Source organism: Enhygromyxa salina, assembly GCF_002994615.1.
Taxonomy (GTDB): Bacteria; Myxococcota_A; Polyangia; order Nannocystales; family Nannocystaceae; genus Plesiocystis; species Plesiocystis salina_A.
The window spans coordinates 45,228-62,594 of record NZ_PVNK01000166.1; the positions used below are offsets into that span (position 1 = coordinate 45,228).

12 protein-coding genes and 1 pseudogene are annotated in these 17,367 nt (G+C 67.9%); 4 read left to right on the forward strand and 9 right to left on the reverse strand.

The features are described from left to right. The first annotated feature begins 144 nt into the window (after nt 1–144). Together ENSA5_RS18740 and ENSA5_RS18745 are read left to right on the forward strand one after the other, a co-directional pair. Nucleotides 145–1,095: a prenyltransferase gene (locus ENSA5_RS18740; RefSeq protein WP_258182918.1), complete on the forward strand. Its 951-nt coding sequence runs from the start codon at nt 145–147 to the stop codon at nt 1,093–1,095. Next, a complete protein-coding gene (locus tag ENSA5_RS18745) occupies nt 1,083–1,871 on the forward strand; it encodes a ferrochelatase (protein ID WP_106393049.1) in 789 nt (262 codons plus the stop codon). Before ENSA5_RS18740 ends, ENSA5_RS18745 begins: the two co-directional genes overlap by 13 nt. On the opposite strand, the gene ENSA5_RS18750 is transcribed toward ENSA5_RS18745, so the two are convergent. Beyond that, nucleotides 1,856–2,374: an MYXO-CTERM sorting domain-containing protein gene (locus ENSA5_RS18750; RefSeq protein WP_181197909.1), complete on the reverse strand. Its 519-nt coding sequence runs from the start codon at nt 2,372–2,374 to the stop codon at nt 1,856–1,858. The two genes, ENSA5_RS18745 and ENSA5_RS18750, sit on opposite strands and share 16 nt — an antisense overlap. Before the next feature lie 364 nt (nt 2,375–2,738). Between ENSA5_RS18750 and ENSA5_RS39775 the strand changes: the two are divergent. Further along, nucleotides 2,739–3,056, forward strand: a pseudogene (locus ENSA5_RS39775) (Uma2 family endonuclease); the annotation flags it as partial. 202 nt (nt 3,057–3,258) lie between these two features. Here ENSA5_RS39775 and ENSA5_RS39260 read toward each other — a convergent pair. The 6 genes from ENSA5_RS39260 to ENSA5_RS36110 all read right to left on the reverse strand — a co-directional run bounded on the left by ENSA5_RS39260 (nt 3,259) and on the right by ENSA5_RS36110 (nt 10,682). Further along, complete coding sequence (locus ENSA5_RS39260; RefSeq protein ID WP_146155858.1) at nt 3,259–3,831, reverse strand: hypothetical protein; 573 nt, start codon at nt 3,829–3,831, stop codon at nt 3,259–3,261. 104 nt (nt 3,832–3,935) lie between these two features. After that, a complete protein-coding gene (locus ENSA5_RS18760) occupies nt 3,936–6,311 on the reverse strand; it encodes a family 20 glycosylhydrolase (protein WP_181197910.1) in 2,376 nt (791 codons plus the stop codon). Between the two features lie 298 nt (nt 6,312–6,609). Then, entirely contained in the window at nt 6,610–7,818 is a 1,209-nt protein-coding gene (locus tag ENSA5_RS18765) for a cupin domain-containing protein (RefSeq protein WP_181197911.1), read from the reverse strand. Further along, nucleotides 7,790–9,040, reverse strand: a complete 1,251-nt coding sequence (locus tag ENSA5_RS18770) for a radical SAM protein (protein WP_106393053.1) — start codon at nt 9,038–9,040, stop codon at nt 7,790–7,792. The genes ENSA5_RS18765 and ENSA5_RS18770 overlap by 29 nt, the downstream gene beginning before the upstream one ends. Continuing rightward, nucleotides 9,037–10,446, reverse strand: coding sequence for a hypothetical protein (locus ENSA5_RS36105; RefSeq protein ID WP_146155859.1), 1,410 nt, complete (start codon nt 10,444–10,446; stop codon nt 9,037–9,039). Before ENSA5_RS36105 ends, ENSA5_RS18770 begins: the two co-directional genes overlap by 4 nt. 44 nt (nt 10,447–10,490) lie before the next feature. After that, nucleotides 10,491–10,682: a hypothetical protein gene (locus ENSA5_RS36110; protein WP_146155860.1), complete on the reverse strand. Its 192-nt coding sequence runs from the start codon at nt 10,680–10,682 to the stop codon at nt 10,491–10,493. A gap of 249 nt (nt 10,683–10,931) precedes the next feature. Between ENSA5_RS36110 and ENSA5_RS18780 the strand changes: the two genes are divergently transcribed. Further along, the gene (locus ENSA5_RS18780) at nt 10,932–12,416 is read left to right on the forward strand and encodes a hypothetical protein (protein ID WP_146155861.1); all 1,485 of its coding nucleotides are present in this window, start codon (nt 10,932–10,934) and stop codon (nt 12,414–12,416) included. Nucleotides 12,417–12,563: 147 nt separating this feature from the next. Here ENSA5_RS18780 and ENSA5_RS18785 read toward each other — a convergent pair whose 3' ends face one another. Together ENSA5_RS18785 and ENSA5_RS18790 are read right to left on the reverse strand one after the other, a co-directional pair. Next, on the reverse strand, nt 12,564–13,133 hold the full coding sequence (locus ENSA5_RS18785; protein ID WP_106393056.1) for an EF-hand domain-containing protein: 570 nt from the start codon (nt 13,131–13,133) through the stop codon (nt 12,564–12,566). Continuing rightward, the gene (locus ENSA5_RS18790) at nt 13,130–17,206 is read right to left on the reverse strand and encodes a thioester reductase domain-containing protein (RefSeq protein ID WP_106393057.1); all 4,077 of its coding nucleotides are present in this window, start codon (nt 17,204–17,206) and stop codon (nt 13,130–13,132) included. Before ENSA5_RS18790 ends, ENSA5_RS18785 begins: the two co-directional genes overlap by 4 nt. Between the last annotated feature and the right edge of the window lie 161 nt (nt 17,207–17,367).

Consider the following 17,367-nt stretch of genomic DNA (forward strand, 5'->3'; position numbering starts at 1 on the left):
ATCGTCGATCGCATGGTGAGGACGCTACGCCCCCGAGCCCACCGCCCGCAACACGCCAGCGGCCGAAACCCAGGCCTGGACCGGTCTGACGCGCCCGCACGGGGCCTCTCGGGCAAGCGCGGCTGGCTCTGCTACCTTCCCGGCGTGCACCCGGCCTCGCGCAGCCTGATCGACCGCTGGATCTACGCCGCCAAGGTCGACAGCTGGCCCAAGCTGCTCGTGCCCACGATCCTGGGCCAGGCGCTTGGCGTCGCGGCCGCGGGCCGCGTCGATCCGCGGGCCTTCGTGCTCGGCTTGTGTTTCACGATCTGCCAGCTCCTGTTCGTGGTGTTTCTCAACGACTGGGGCGACCGCCGCGTCGATCGGATCAAGCGCCAGATGTTCCCCGAGGGCTGCTCGCCCAAGACGATCCCCGACGCGATCCTCCCGGGGTCGGCGGTCTTGACCGCGGGTGTCGTCGCGGGCCTCGCCGGGTTGGGGGTGGCGCTCTACGCCGAGCTGTCCCTCGCGCGCGCGGGCGCGACCTGGTCCGCGCTCGCGCTGATGGCGATCTTCTTGGCCTACACCTTCTGGCCGCTGCGGCTCAACTATCGCGGCGGCGGCGAGTGGCTCGAGGGCCTCGGCGTCGGCCTGGTCCTGCCGTGGTTTCACCTCTTCTTGCAGAGCGGGGAGTCGGGCCTGGTCCGCGAGCTGTGGCTGCTGCCGGGCTTTTGCCTGCTCGCGCTGGCCAGCGCCGTGGCCAGCGGGCTGTCCGACGAGCAGAGCGACCGCCGCGGCGGCAAGCGGACCTACGCGAGCGAGTACGGCAACCGGGCCGCGCGGGCCCTGGTCGAGCGCCTGGGCCTGGCCGCGGCGCTGGTCTGGGCCGTGACCGTGCGCGTCAGCGGCGTGGTCCCGGCCCCCGTCGGCGCGCTCGTGGTCATCGTCGTGCTCGTCAACTGGCGGCGCCTGCGGAAGCTCAGCCCCGAGGCCACGACCAACGCCTTCGACGCCCAGCGCGCCTACAAGCGCGTCCTCCACCAGGCCCAGTGGCGCAGCGCGACCTTGATCGCGGTCATCTTGATCGCGCTCACGATCCTCGGGTGGCGGCGCTGATGGTCGACGCCCCGCTCCGCGCGGCGACCGAGGCGCTCGCGCGCGGAGTCACGGGGCCGCTGCGCACCCTCGATCCGGCGCGCGAGCACGCGACGCCGCTGGTCGAGGTCCACCGCCGCGCCCTCGCCGAGCTCGAGCCTTCGCTCGCCGCCGAGCTCGCCGCGCCTGTCGCCGAGGGCCTGTGCGCCCTCGCCCTCGCCCAGCTCGACGCGTTCCCGGGCAACCTGTTTTGGGACCTGGATCTGATCGCCCTCGCGATCGTGGACCAGGCCCGCGCGCAGGGCCCTGGCGCCGCCGCCTGCGTCGATGATCGCTTCGCGCGGATGGCCGACCTCCAGCGCCTCTACGGGCGCGCGACGGTCATCAACTTCTCCTACGTCCACGACTTCGTCTACGGCTTCGACTGGGCCAAGTGGGTCGCGCGCGAGCCCGCGGTCCAGGCCGAGGTGCCCGCGCCCTTCTCGCTCACCTTCTTGACCTACATGGACACGCGCGGGCGCGAGCTGATCGAGCTGATCGCCCGCGATGATCACAAGTACCCGAGCCTGCCCGACGACGAGGCCCGCAACCCCTTCCCCTTCTCGCGCGAGCCCGAGGCCGAGGTCATGCTCCACCGCGAGCTCGCCCGCCGTGGGCTGATCCCCGTGCCGACCTGGAGCGCCGACGCGCTCGGGCTCGATTGGGCCGCGCGCTGGCGGGTGCCCTACTACGCGCGCCGGGTCGAGGTCGCCGCGGAGCTGGGCCTGTTGGTCGACGGCGATCAACCCCGGCGCTGACGAAGGAGCGCCAGGGCGAGCAGGGCGCTCAGCACGACGCTCGCGGGGCCGGGCTCGCTGTCGGTCGAGCACCCGAGGGACTCGTCGGCGCCATCGTTGCAGTCGAGACCGCCGCTGTTCATCCAGGCGTGGTCATCACCCTCTGCGAACGAAAGGCCAGAGGTCCACGCTCCCGCCAAGTAGTTCTCCTCGCAGTCATCCCAGTCAAAGCCGCCCGAGAACAGATCCACCAGGCGCGTACACTCCGCGAACGCCAGGTCATTCAGCTCCTCGTTCCGGGCCCCCGACAGCACCTCCTCATCGGTCAGGCAAAGGCACGCCGTCCCGGACGAGCCGGTCTCTTCGTTGATGATGACGTGCTTGTCCCCGTTGTCCCAGTAGCCCCATCCGGTGATGACGACACACGCGACCCGTGTCGGCGCGGGGTCGTCGAAGTCGGCGGTCCTGTCGGCACACCCGGCGAGCGCGACGATGAGCGCCAAACTCGAGATGCGCGCGTTCATGGTGACTGGACCCCGCCCATATCGCCGGCGGGCGCGGGCGAGTCGCCGGTCTCGGTCCCTGCATCGTAGACGGGGCGGCGCGGTCGAGGAGGTGATTCCCCAAGCCTGTGACATGGCAGCGGATTTTTGGAGGCGATGCACGCCGCGAGCCGTGGCGCTGTGTGCGCGGGTTCACGAGTCGCGAGCCGGGTCTGCGGCAGGTTTCGGAGCCGCGGGCCCGAAGTGAGAAACAAATTTGCCCCCCAGGCCCCTGCAGAGCTCACTGCGCTCAGCCCCGCGACCCCCGAGGCCCCACCCGAGAGGAGCCGGAACCCTTCGACGACGCCCTCCTCGCCGCACGATCCTCAACTCGCTCGTCCCCCGCATGGCCTGGGCCCCTCGATCCCTCGTCGCTCAGCTTCTGACCTACTTCGATACCCAAGGCTGTCGCGTACTGCCGGCGCCCTTCGACATTCGCCTCCCCGAGGGCGACGAACTCGATGAGGAGGTCGAGACGGTCGTCCAGCCCGACATCTCGGTCGTGCGTGACCTGGCCAAGCTCGACGACCGCGGCTGCCGTGGCGCACCCAAGCTGGTCATCGAGGTCTTGTCGCCATCGACAGCCGGGCGCGACCACCTGGTCAAGCGGGCGGTCTACGAGCGCCACGGTGTCTGGCAGTACTGGCTCGTTCACCCGATCGATCGGCTCGTGACGATCCACCGACGAACAACCGACAAAGGGTTCGGGCCGCCCGAGATGTTCGAGGCTCGCGGGGCCCTCGCTGTCGAGGGATTCGACGAGCGTTCGCCGACATCCCGCCGATCGCTTAGCTACGAGTGGACGGGCGCTTGGCCAGGCATGCGCCGAGCGCCGAGCGCCGAGCGCCGAGGGCAGGAGCGGGCTGCTAGACAAGGCCCGCGAGGGGCTCCGGGCGCACGAAGTCGTAGCCGAATTCGGCCTCGGGATCGGCGAGGTAGCCGGTCAAGGTCGCGAGCAGCGTCGAGCTCCGGACCTGAACCTCGGCGCCGAAGGCCTCGAAGTCGCGGGGGGCCCACACGGAGCGGTGAGCCTCGGCCGCGCGCTCGCGCCAGCTGTATTGAACATACTTTTGCGGCGCGACCACGAGGCAGTAGTGGCAGCGATAGATGAGGTAGTTGAGCAGGTCGATCCCCTCGGACTTCTTGAGGTGCTCGATCACGTCGCCGATGAGCACGACGTCGGCGGTGAGGTCGGGGAGGGCGTCGAAGGCGGTCTCGATCCGAGCGCGCGCGACGACGTCGTAGATCCCCTCGAGCTCGAAGTAGGAGATATAGGTGTCGTCGCATTCGACCGCGGCGATCAGCGCGTCGGGGTTGACGCGACGAATCATGCGTCCGTACTTGCCGGCGCCGGGTCCGAGGTCCAGATAGGACTGCGCGTCGTGAGTACGCAAGAAGGCCTCGATGTCGGCATCAAATACATCGCTCGAATAGGGCACGCGCGCTCCTTTGTCGGGCTTCCGCGCCAGCGTTCGACCAAGCTATCACGGCCCTCGCCAAGGGTCGACTCGCCGCGCGGTCGGGCCGCGCGGTCGGTATGCGCTCACTCTTGGGGCCGCACGAACCACGCGGAGGGGACGAGGCCGGCCTCGGGGAACCCCGGCCCGTAGACGCCCACCTGCAAGCGCTTGGCGTCCTGCGCCTGGAAGAACGCGAGGCGGAAGGGGTGAGCGCCCGCGGCGAGGGCGACCGCTCCCTCCTCCCTCGCCGGACCGTGGACGCCGTCGTTGTCGACAACCATCTGGTCTCCGATCCACAGCACGCTGCCGTCGTCCGAGATCAGCACGAAGGTGTAGATGCCGTCGGAGGGGACGCGGATCCAGCCCGTGAACTCGAAGCCGAAGGAGTCCTCCCCTTCGTCCCCGCCCAGCTCGGGCGCGGGCACCACGTCCTTGGCCCCGGGCTCGGTCGCGAGCATCTCTTGGACCGAGCTCCACTGCCCCTCGTAGACGGCTCGCTCGAGCCCCGGGCTGGTCGCGGGGAGCTCGGCCGCGGGCCTCAGGCTCGTGCGTGTGTAGGTCGCCCGGGCCAGCTTGGTCATGCGGCCGTCGGGCAACACGCCGCGGGCCGAGACCGTGATCGACTGCCCGAGCTCCGTGAAGCTCAGGTGCAGGGGCTCCTCGTAGCGTTCGCTCTTGGCCTGGGCCTGGCCCTGGCCCTCGCCTGGGTCCGTACCGTCCAGGGTGTAGCGGATCTCGGCGTCGCGGAGGGGCACGGCCAGCTCGATCTCGAGCTCATCGTCGAAGGTCAGCTGATCGCCGTCGAGCCCGTAGACATCGGGGACGCGGTAGTTGACGTCGAGGTGGTCGAGGTGGACGAGCGCGGCGGGCAAGCGCGTGAGGAAGTCGGACCAGTCCCGGGCTTCGGCGGGGCTCCATACGACCTCCGACAGGGCGAGGGCGCGGGGGTAGGCCATGTACTCGGCGTGGTCCCAGGTTGAGATGTACTCGGTCCAGAGGTTGGCTTGGGCGCCGAGGATGTGGCCCGCCTCCTCGCGCGAGAGCTCGCTCGGCACGGGCTCGAAGGCGTAGACCTGCGCCAGCGGGATGTAGCCTCCGATCGCCAGCGGCTCCTGGCTCGGCGGCCCCTGGTAGTAGTCGAAGTAGACGTGGCTCACCGGGGTCATGATCACGTCGTGGCCCATGCGCGCGGCCTCGATCCCCCCGGCCGTGCCCCGCCACGACATCACCGTGGCCTCGGGCGCGAGGCCCCCCTCGAGGATCTCGTCCCACCCGATGATGTTGCGATCATGGCTGCGCAGGAAGGACTCGATCCGGTGGATGAAGTAGCTTTGGAGCTCATCCTCGTCGGCCAGGCCCTCGCGCTGGATCAGCTCCTGCGCGACCTCGCTTTCTTGCCAGCGGAGCTTGGGCGCCTCGTCGCCCCCGATGTGGATGTAGCGGCTCGGGAACAGCTCCACGACCTCGGCGAGCACGGCCTCGAGGAACTCGAAGGTCGACTCCTTCGGGCAATAGATGTCGGTGAAGACGCCCCAGGTCGTGCCGACCTCGAAGGGCCCCTCGCTGCACGCGAGCTCGGGGTAGGCGGCCAGCGCGGCCGTGGCGTGGCCAGGTAGCTCGATCTCCGGGATCACGGTGACGAAGCGCTCGGCGGCGTAGCGGACGACCTCTCGGATCTCGTCTTTGGTGTAGTGACCACAGTAGGGCGTGCCGTCGCCGACATAGGGGTCGAGCTGATCCCCGACGACCGTCTGTGCCCGACACGATCCGACCTCGATCAGGCGCGGGTAGCTGTCGATCGGGACACGCCAGCCCTGGTCGTCCGTGAGGTGCCAGTGGAAGGTGTTGAACTTGAAGCGGCTCATCAGATCGATGTAGCGCTCGACTTGTTCAACCCCGTAGAAGTGTCGGGCCGCGTCGAGGTGGAGCCCGCGATAGGAGAAGCGCGGAGCATCAGAGATCTCGAGCTCGGGGACCACGACCTCGTCGCCCGCGTCATGCACGAGCTGACGCAGGGTCTGGAGGGCATAGAAGGCCCCGGCCGGCGAGGCGGCGCGGACGTGGACCTGGCCGTCGGCAGACTGGAGCTCGTAGGACTCGGGATTGGTGAGCGCCGGGTCGATCTCGATCGAGATCGCGGCCTCGTCCGAGCCGGCGGGCGCGAAGATCATGTCGCCCTCTTCGCGCCGCTCTTCGATCCAGGCTGTCAGGGCGGGGCTGAGCGCCTCGGCGGGGTCCCCCGTGACGTGGATCCCGACCGGCTCGGCCAGACGGACCAGACCCTCGCCAGGCTCGAGTTGGGCGGGGAGGGGCAGCACGGCGTTCGAAACGCTGATCGCCGCGGACGCCGGCGCCGGCGCCGGGGCCGAGGGGGGAGCGGGGCGACACGCGATCAGGGCGAGGCCGAGCAAGGCCGGGGTGATGCGAGCTGCTTGGGTCATGCTGTATTCGCGTGACACATCCGGGATCGTAGCAGAGCTCCTGCCTGGCCCTGCGCTCGCCGCTCGGCTTCTTCTGCGGCAACTGGAACGCGTGAGAGGCGCGAGCTCAGGCCAGCTCGGGGCTCTCGGAACTCGCCCTTCGACCTCCCCGCGGCCCAAGGCGCGCTCGAGCTCGCTCGAGGTGGAGGCGAGCACCGCGAGTTCGCACCCAACTGCCCTCGACAAAAATTTCCGGCGCGAGATGACACCATGGGTTGCACCACCATGGGTTGCACCGCGGGCTCTTGGGCTCGCCCCTTGATGCTGGACCTTGGCATCACTCGGAGTCGTTGAGGCGGACCACCCGCAGGAGACCATCACGCAACAAACTCGCAGCGAGGCTCGTCTGCTGTTCGGCGTCGAGCCCGGGCAAGTCCTCCACGCAAAATGGACCGTCGGCGTCGAGGATGAACAACATCGCCTCGCGATATTCGTCAGGCGCTTGCAGCAGGGACTGACAGAACTGCAGTCCAATCCCCGTCTGCGTCGGGACAAGCCGCGCATGCAGGTGGCGCTTTCGCTCCAGTCGAGTTTTGGGGGCGAGAGCCTGTAGGCCGTCGATCGATGCAACGAACTCACCGGTGCCCGCGCTGCGCCCACGACTGATAAAATCATCCTCGAGCAGGCTAAAGGCGGCTTCCGCGGAGCCGTCGGTCCCCACCAGTTCGATGAGCCTGTCGAGGACTGAGCTGAGTTGATCGAAGTCGACCGGCCGCCGCAGGTACCCGAATGGCAGGGGGGCACGGAATTCCGGGTGAACACGGCAGAGCGCGTCGATCGCTGTCCTCAGCAGGTCCCGACCTGTGGGCGCGTGAACTCCGAACGTCAGGTGCAAGGATGAACCGTCTTCGGTCTCAGCCTCGTGAATCCATCCGCGTGGGATATAAAGCACGTCCCCAGGTTCGAGTTGGATATTATCCGGGGGCGGAAGCTTCTCCCGCCGAAAGGGATCTCCGTTGGTCAGTTGTGGCAGCGGGCAGGCCGCGTCTGCCCCGTAGACGCGCCAGAGCTTCTTGCCCGCAACCTGGGCCACGATCACGTCGTGGGTGTCGTAGTGAGGCTTAAAGCCCTGCGCTCCCGGTGGGGTTAGGTATGCGTTGGCCTCGACGGGATAGCTCATTCGCTCTTGCATGGACTGTATGAGCAGCCCTACCGTAGGCGAGTAGTCCTGGACGTTGTTGACAATGATAGTGTGGCCGTTAGCGTAGAGTCGTCGAATTCGGTCGATGTCCAGGCGTCCGCCTCGCCCAAAGGGAACCTCGACAGCTGTGCTGGCTCGACTCGATGCGAGACGAATTGATGGCGGCTTTGGCTGGCCGTACTCGAGCACCAACTCGAGGTCCCGGAAGCTGAACAGTGGATCGAAATATCCTGGCCGTTTGGTTGCGAGCAAGCTTGGGTGTTTTTGCCACACCTTCGCGCTGAACTCGTCGACAGAGAACGGCGAGAACAGCCAGTCAAGGGAGAACGTTGTCGGAGTTGTCACCGAACCTCCTTGCGATCTCCTCTGCAGGGTAGCCGTTTTGCCGCAGCAGGTCGCACATTTTGGCGTAGAAGACTTTGTACGAGTCGCAGTAGATTGATGGGTTGTTGAAGCCCGTCTGCCGGGTGTAGCGGTTCTCGAGATCCCCGCCCCGACAGATCGTTCGCCAGCGACACGAGCGGCAAGCCTCGGGGAGTTCGTGACTCAAAGACTCGATCTCGAGGAAGATCGGATCGGACAGAACCTCGCGGACCGTAGAGGAGGCGATCGGGTGCACCGCGGTCGAGGAGTACCACTCGAGTGCAGGGATATACGAGTCGTCTACTGTGACTGTGCCGTCGCTGCGGGCGATGAGCACCTGAACATCCTTGCGTGGCCGAACGACGGGGCCTGGCGCTACGCCAACGAGGAAATGCCGGAGCGCATTGTCGATAAAGCGAATCCGGATCCGCGGGTTGTCCTCGGCCAGCCATGACTCGAACAGTTCGAACATGCGATCACCGTACTTGGCCGCATGCCCGCTCGCGCGAAACTCAGTGTCGTCGGCGTTTCGATCGGGCAACAAAAAACCCATGGACTCGACCCCCAGTTCGCGGAAATAGGTGTAGGACTCATGGTAGTCTACACGGTGGTCCATCACGCTGATCGTCGACGGGAGGCGTGCGGGGTCGCCGGCCGCAGAGTCGACGAGGGTGCGAATGGTCGCTTCGGTGACGGCGAAGGTCGAGCGACCGGCGTGATCGAGTCGATGACGGTCGTGTGCCTCGCGCTTTCCGTCCACGCTGACGCCGACGGTGACCTCGTGTTGCCGAAACAAGTCAACCCAGTGCTGGTTTAGAATCGTGCCGTTGGTCTGGATGGAGAAGGTGATGTGCGCTACGGGGGCGACCTTGCGACGAAGGGTGGCGCACATCTTGTCGAAGACCGCGGGTTGCACGAGCATCGGCTCACCGCCGTGGAAGGCGATCTTGACCCGCGTGACTCCCAGTTCAGCGCATCCGTGGGCGAGCCAGTCTCCAAGCTGTTCGGTGAGGCGGACCGACGCCCTCGCGGGACGCGAGAGGGCGGTGTCTTCGCCCATGTTGAAGTAGTAGCAGTACGTGCAGTTGATGTTGCAACGCTCGGCGACTTTGTAGACGATCTGAAGGCACTCGATTGAATCGGGCTCCGCCGGGTTCCAGTTCCCGCGTGCGCGCAGATCGTTCGATGCTTGCTCAGTCATCATGGTTGTTCTGGCGGTAGGACGATGTCCAGCGCCTGGAGGCCCGCTTCTCGCTCGTAAATCGGCTCGAGACCGAAGATCTGCAACAGCTCGATCGTCGCCGTGTCTGGATCGGTGTGCGACTCGCTTGTGAATCGCTGAATCGCGGCGAGGATCGTCTCGTCGATCCCCTCTTTGCGCAGAACGTAGAGGTAGAACGAGGTGTCAACCCTCGCGCCCTGGGACTCGGCGCCCGCTAGCAGGTCACGCCAGAACCCAAAGAAATCATGGTTCGGGATGATATTCAGGGTGCCGAGCGAGAGTAACTCGCCGCACGCGTGGGCGCCTTGGAGTTGGTCGAGGGGCCCCTGAGCGAGTTCCTGCGCACATTGGTGCTGCACGCGAGCATATCGTCGCTGCAGCCCACGCTGGTCGATTAGGCTGAGGTCCGCAAGAACGATGGTCGCCATCATGTCTGCCGCGCCTTCGAGCGGCCACTCCTCGATAGGGACCCCGGGACGCAACTGGAAGTGATGCGCTCGCTCGTGCGCGAAGAACCAGATGAGGTCTGCCAAGACCTCTTGATTTGGCTGCAGGTATCGAGTTCCCAGGATGGACATCGCTATTTGCGAGCCCTCGGCCCGCCCGGTGTTGTGCCATTCTTCTCCGGGACCCTCCCACGCGAGCAGATTTACCGCATCGGGGATGTCAGTCTGCCAGCGACCTTTGAGTGCCTCGTCCACTGCGGCCAGGTTTTTTGGGACTCCGACGCGTAGCCACTCCGGCAGGCCGGGGTCGACCACCATGATCGACGCGTCGGTGCGAATTACAGGAATCGGACCGTCGTAAATATAGGGCCCTGCGCCGAGGTGTGCAGTCACTGTCACCCGCTCGGGCGTTTCCCTTCGATCCGTCACGATCGGCCCGTTGGCCTCAAATGTTACGAATACCGGTGGTTGTTGACCATGCCACAGGCTCAAATCTCCATGTAGGGCCTCAGCAGCCACGCGGCTGTCGACGGTGAGCAGCGCCAATTGTCCAGAATAGAAAGCCAGGCTGTTGTCCGAGAACTTCAAAAACGGCCGTGTACCGGCTACGCGCGAGCTCGGTCGCCGAATTTGCAGGCGAACCTCTTGTGCGGGGACTTCGAAAAACAGCCCGTCGAGGCCGTCGAGGTTCTCCAGTTGGACTCCCTCGTCCAAGGGCGTCCAGTACGACGTCCGATAATCCCCGTGCGCCGTGTCGAACAGCAGAGCTGTCTGTGGCTCGGAGAACCGGTAGTGAACGATCCAGACGTCGCCCTCTCGGGTGAGCGTCGCAGCGAATCCTTGCTGTTCTTCCGCCGGCGCCCGATTTGCGGGGGTGTCGGACGCGACCCGAGCGTGGTCGCATGCAACCACGGACGCCATCGCCAGCCAACCAGTGGCCAACGCTTCGACGTAGAGTCGTGCACGACGCGAGCGCAACACTGTGATCAGCTGTTTCGACTCTTGAGCACCTTGGACAGAGTGACAACGTCCAGGATGCCACGCTCGACCATGGAACTGGCCGATTGGTTGTAGTCGCCACTGTTTTGGTTGTGGTTGCCTCCCCCCGACTGGGTGTAGCCGCCGTCTCGATCTGCTGTGGAAATGGTTTGGAGTTCGTCTTTCCTGCCGGCAGCCATGCGTGTCTTTCTCAGGCTAGAGTTTGCACGGGGTTTGCGCACCCTGTCAAGAGGTCCTTCGCGTTATGCGGGGGTGTGGCACTGTTGCGGTCGAAGTCATGATGGAGCGTACGGCGCCGTGCCCGGCGGCTTGGATGCCTCACCCAGGCCGTCGTGCCCGGTCGGAGGTCGGGGCGGGCTCCTGCCAGCACCACCCGCACGCGGTGGTGATCGTGTTAGGGTCGCCATTCCTCGCTGAGGAGGTATTTCATGGCTGCATCCAATCGTCCCTTCATGTTCTCCTTGATCCCGCTGCTGTGCCTGACCGCCTGCCCCAACGATGGCGGCGCGGGTGGTTTCACGGCGGGTCTCGACACCAACAGCGCTGAAACGGGCAGCGCTGATGCGGGCAGCAACAGCGACGGCGATGCCGATACCGGCGACGGCGATGGCGATGGCGATGGCGATGGCGATGGCGATGGCGATGGTGACCCCGGCGACGGTGATGGCGACGCCGACACCGGCAACACGAAGTTCGACCTCGCGCCGGTCGGCGACGCCGGTGGGGGGCAAGGCGGCTTCGGACCCGGCTCGTGCCGCTCATCCGAGACCTACGGGGCATCCGGCAATTTCCCCGCGTTCGAAGACCCTGCCTATGCAGACTTCCTCGACCGGACCGTAGCGATCGTCACGCACAACAACTGGGACGGGCCGCCCAACAATTTCTCGCTGACGATCGTCGACATCTCGGGCGACCCGCCGCCGCCCAACATGAACTACCTCGCGCCGCTCTACCACCGACCCGAGTGGACGCTGACCGGGGCGCTCGGCAAGAACTTCGGACTCACGCTCGACTCGTACGGCAACATCTACCTCGCGGCCACGACGGTGTGGGGCGCCAACCCGACGCCCGACGAGATCAAGCGGATCGACGGCGTCACCGGTGAGATCACGGTCTTTGCGACCTTGCCCAACAGCGGTCCCGCGTTCGGCAACATCAACTACGACTGCGTCAGCGAGAGCTTCTACGTGTCCAACCACGAAGACGGCCGCATCTACCAGATCGACATGGACGGCGACATCGTCAGCACCTACAAGCACTCGACCGGCGACGTGACGATCGGCCCCGCCAATGACCCCGGTGAGCCCGACGGCCAATTCGTGCCGCGGGGCGAACGCCCCTGGGCGGTCCAGTCCCACGCCGGCCGGCTGTATTACAGCATCTGGGGCAACTCAAACGACCACTCGGTCTGGTCGGTCGCCTACGAAGGCGACGACGGCATCATCGATCCTGGGACCGCGAAGATGGAGTTCATGAGCCCGGGCTCACAGCCGGTCTCGGACCTCAGCTTCGCCCACTCCGGCTGGATGCTCATCGCCCAACGAACGATGAGCGGCGACATGCAGACCGGCGCACACCAGTCGACGACCTTCGAGTACGACTATCAAGATGGCGAGTGGGTCTCGCAAGGCACCACCTACATCGTCGGCGAACTGTTGCCCTATAGCGCGACGGGCGGGGTCGATCACGACTTCGTCGACAACGGCTATGTGTGGATGACGGGCGACGCACTCGACTTCTACACGCCCGACGTCGTTTACGGTCTACAGGGCACCCCCTATGGCGGTGGCGGCATCGAGGTCAGCACCATCATCGACCTCGATCACGAGGTCGCGCAGCAGGACAAGACGGTCTACGGCGACGTTGAGCTGCCGATCCCCGGCGACGTCAGCCCGGTTCCGCCACCCGGCTGACTCGAGCGGACCCCCAAGCTCAGCCCTTCGCAGCTGGGACGGCGCGCTCGCGTTGGCCGGATCTGGATCGACCTACAGACCGAGGGGCGCCCGGGTCCACCGTGTTGGAACCCGGGCGCTGAAGGACGCGCGACGCGAAGAGGCGTCTTACGCGGGGTCGCCAGACTCGCCGGTCACGAGCACGTTGCCCGGATCGGATGGGTCATTGCTCATCACCCACTGGGAGTAGAGCTCCTCGAGCTCGTCGATCTCGAGCCGCCCGGTGCCGCGAAGGTCCAGCCGCTTGAAGGCCGCCGAGGCGTCGACCGTGGCCCCGAGCGCGCGCAGCCACAGCTCGTACTCGGCGAGGGAGATCGATCCGTCGCCGTCGAGGTCGAGCACGCGGTGGAAGCCGTGGACCACGTTCATCGCCCAGGCGGGCACCTTGCCCAGTCGGCCGATCTCGTCGTTCACCTGAGCGTAGAACTGCTGCCACTCCTGGCGATCGACCTGGCCGTTACCGTCGGTGTCGACTCGCTGGCTTAGCTCGGTCCAGAAGGTCTGCATGGCCGCGAGGAGGCTTTTGTAGCCGGCGTGCTCGTCGGTCCAGCCGCGGTCGTCGCGGATGAAGCGGGCGGTCTGGGCGAAGTCGTTCCAGTCGATGGTGCCGCTCTTGTCGGTGTCGAGGAGTTGGAAGTAGCGCTCGTATTTGTTCAGTTGATAGGTCGTTGGGGTCATGATGGGTTGCCTTTCGGGAGGACCGGCAGCTTGCCGGTCTGCTGCAGCCAGTCGAGCCACAGATCGAAGAGATCAGCCGCGCGCGCGCAGCGGATCTCGGGGGAGCGAAGGAACGCGCCGGTGGTCCGCTCGGCCAGGAGGCGAGGGGTCTTCGTCCAGGCGGGGTAGCCGCCGACGATCCGGTCGAGCGGGAAGCTCTCGTAGCAGGGGCGCATCGCGACCAGCGGCTCGACCGAGGAGCTGCGGACCCGCTCGAGCCAGCGCTCCGCAGGCTCGAGGGTGATGGGGTGGCCGCGCGCGATCAGGCGGGCCACCACCTCCGGCCAGGGGATCGGCTCCGGGTTGGCGAGGTGGAAGCTGCGCCCCACCGCGCGCGGCTGCCGGGCCAGGTCGGCGATGACCTCGGCCACGTAGTCAACGGGGACCATGTCGAGCACCACCTCCACGTCCGGGGCCCAGCCGAGCTGCACGCAGCCGGCGATCGACGCGGCGATGATGTCTGACGCCGACCAGGCCCCGGTGTCGCTGGCCCCGGCGATGTAGGGCATCCGATACACGACCACCGGAAGCCCGCGCGCCTGTGCGGCCTGCACCAGCTGATCGGCGACCCACTTCGCCTGGATGTAGCCGAGCTGGAAGCCGCGCCGGCGTAGGTAGGGGGCATCGATCACCTCGCGGCTGTGCTCGTGGACGGGGCCTCCGTCGAAGCCGCCGTAGCCCTCGATCTGGGCGAGGGCGCCCAGGCTGGAGATGTGGTGGACCACCTTGGGCCGCCCCGCGGCGGCGAAGCGGAGCACGTCCCGCGTGCCGTCGACCACGGCGGGGACGAGGCGGTCGTAGGGGAGCACCCAGCTCACCGGCGCGGCGGCGTGGACGACCGCGTCGGTGCGCTCCGCCAGGCCGCGCCAGGTCGCCTCGTCCAGGCCCATCGAGGGGCGGGTCAGGTCACCGGGGATCACCTCCACGCCGTCCAGCAGCTCCTCGGCGGGGAGGCGGTAGCGGAGCAGGTTCTGCTTGATCCGCTCGCGCCCGGCGGCCGGATCCCCGTCCGGGGCGCGGACCAGCAGCGCCAGCCGGGCTCGGGTGTGGTGGCGAAAGGCGCGGAGGAGGAAGGCGCCGAGGAAGCCGGTGGCGCCGGTGAGGAAGACCTGCTCGGGGCAAGCGATCGCCGCGTCCTGGACCGGCGTGGGGAGCGGGCGGATGTCGTCGGGGAGCCGCGCGTCGGCGATCAGCCGGGAAGGCTCGATCCGCACGGCCCCGGTGTCACCGCCGAAGACGAGCCGCTCGTAGAGCCGTCCCGGCGGCTCGACGGGCTCTTCGCTCGCGTCGGGAGCGGGCTCACCGGGCTTCGCCTGGGCCCCCTGTGCACGCCCGCAGCGGACGGCGGTCAGCGGGACCGTGGTCGGGGAGAGGGCGAGCGCGCGCGCGCAGCGGCCCAGGTCCGCGCGGGGAAGGAGGGTGAGCTGGAGCCCGTGCTCTGCGGCCGCGACGCCCAGCGCCTGGAGCAGCGCGCCCGCCTGCAGCGTGGCCAGGCGGTCCCCGGAGGCGCCAAAGATCGGCGCGATCGCCTCTCGCTCGGCGGCCAGCACCAGGGTGCAGGCACCTGGCTCGCCTGACCCAAAGGCGTCTCGCTCAGCCGCGTCCAGGGCGGCTTCGGGGGTCAGCTCGAGCAGCGAGTGGTAGACGGGGTGGTGGTAGTAGGTGCCTGGCTCGAGCCCCTCGACCCCCTTTGGCTCCGCGCGGCAGTAGGCCTGGACGGCGTGTAGCCCCTCGACATCCGGGGTGCGATAGGCCGGCGCGCCGCCTTGGACGGCCTGGCGAAGGGTGGCGAGGAGCCCCCCGAGCTGGTCCAGCGAGATCGTCCCGGGGGCGATGCGTCCGCGCCAGACGGCGAGCTGCGAGCGGGTGGGGAGCGGTCCGGGGAGCCGCCGCGAGCGGCGTGCGTCGTCGCCGGTACGGATGCCGCGCTGGAGCTGGGCGAAGCCCGGGTCGGCGGGGCGGCTCGGCTCGGCGGGCGCGTCCGAGCTGCCCGCCTGGAGCCTGCGCCAGCGCTCATACTGCGTGACCAGTGCTCGAACGCTAGGCTGCGCGAGGAGCTCCCGCGCGGGAGGCGTGAAGCCGTAGGTCTTCTTCAGCGCGGCCGTCAGCTCGACCAGCGTCAGCGAGTCGAGCCCGAGGGCGAGGAGGTCGTCGTCAGGGCCCGGCGGCGGCTTCTCCAGCAAGCGCCCGATCAGCTCCGCGAACGCGCCGAAGAGCCCCTGCTGCGCGCCGCTCCCTTCGCGGTCGGGCGTCGAGGAGTTGGCGATCTCGCTCGCCGCGCGCTCCGGCGCGACCATCCCGACCATCCCGGCCGCGCTGGTCTCCAGGACCGAGAGCTTCTCCGCCAGGAACAGGCGCCGCGCCTCCGCCCGCCGGATCTTCCCGCTCGAGGTCTTCGGCATCGTCCGCGCCGCGATGGCCACGAAGGCGTGCACCAGGACATCGTGCCGAAGCGCGATGGCCTCTCGCACGGCCGGCCGCAACCCCGCCACGTCCCCGCGCGAGGGATCGACCTCCGCCACGATCACCAGCAGCTCCGTGTCCGGCCCGTCGATCGAGAAGGCCGCCACGCTCCCCGGGCGCACCGTCGGGTGCGCGTCTTGTACGGTCGCTTCGAGGTCGTGCGGGTGGTGGTTTTGTCCGCGGATGATGATCAGGTCCTTCACCCGCCCGGCGAAGAAGAGATCGTCCCCGTGGAAGAAGCCCAGGTCGCCGGTCCGCAGCATCGGTCCGGCGCCGTCCGTGGTTCGGGCGCCGAAGGTCTCCAGCGTCGCGTCGGGGCGGTTCCAGTAGCCGTCCGCGACCGCCGGCCCCTCGTACCAGAGCTCGCCGACGCGGCCCGGACTGCACGGGACGCGGGTCTCCGGGTCCACGATGTACATCCGCGACCCCGGCCCAGGCTGGCCCAGCGCGACAATCGGGACCCCGTCCGGGGCCACCACCACGCGCCCCTCACGTAGGGCCGCCGCATCGAAGCGCTCCACCCTTGGCGGCCGGCCCCAAAAGTGGACGCTCAGCTTCACCGACGCCTCCGCCATCCCGAAGGACGGCATCAGGGCTTCGGGCCGCAGCCCCTGCTCGCCGAACACGGCGAGGAAGCGCTGCAGCGTCGCCTCTCGCACCGGCTCCGCTGCGTTCATCGCCGAGCGCAGGCAGGAGAGGTCGAACTGCCCGTCGCGGGCCGGGTCGTAGCGGCGCAGCACCAGCTCATAGGCGAAATTCGGCGCCGCCGTGTGCGTGGCTCGAACTCGATCGATCGCGCGTAACCAACGCACTGGCCGCTCGATGAACGCGGCGGGCGTCATCCCCCAGGTGGAGAAGCCGAGGAAGATGCCGCCCAGGAGCGCGTAGATGAGCCCCATGTCGTGGTAGTGCGGCAGCCAGGTGACCTGCGACGAGTCCGGGCCCATCCCCACCGACCAGGCGGTGTCGCGCACCGTGTGTTCGAGCTGCCTGTGCGTCACCCGCACGCCCTTGGGCACGCCGGTGCTCCCCGACGTGTACTGCACCAGCGCCAGGTCGTCCGGCGACGGCAGCTCCGTGCAGGGAGCGGCCCCCTGAGCGTCGGATAGCTCCAACATCTGGATCGCCGGGTCCAGCGCGGTCTCCAGCGCGCGGTGCAGCTGTGGCCCGATCAGCATCGCGGCGGCCCCACAGTCGCCGGCGATGGCGGTGAGCCGCGGCAGCGTCCGCTCCGGACGCGAGGGATCGAGGGTGGTCGCCGGCACCGGCACCACGCCACCCGCCACGCAGCCAAGGAAGGCCTGGAGGAAGTCGAAGCCGTCGGCGTACTGGAGCAGCACCCGCTCACCGCGCAACCCGAGCGCGCGCAGGTGGCCACCCAGGCGCAGCGCCACGTCTGCGAGGTCGGCGAAGGTGATGCGCCGCCCGTCGCCCTCATCCCCGTCGAGCCAGGTCAGCGCCGTCCGATCCGGCTGCTCGCGCGCGTGGGCGAGCAACGCGTGCAGCACCGTCGGGGCGCCGATGGGTGGAAACGGGCCAGGGTGGGTGTGGGCCGGTTCGTATGTGAGCATCGGTGAGGCAGGCTGCGGCCTCGTGAGCTGTGGAGAGCCCGCGGCCGCGGCCGCGGAACTTTGCACAATTATGAGGGCGAGGGAAAGGCCGTCGCGCCGTCGCTTCGCCCTAGTTGGAGTTCGCGCGGTCGTCGTAGACCACGCAACGGCCGCGCGCACGA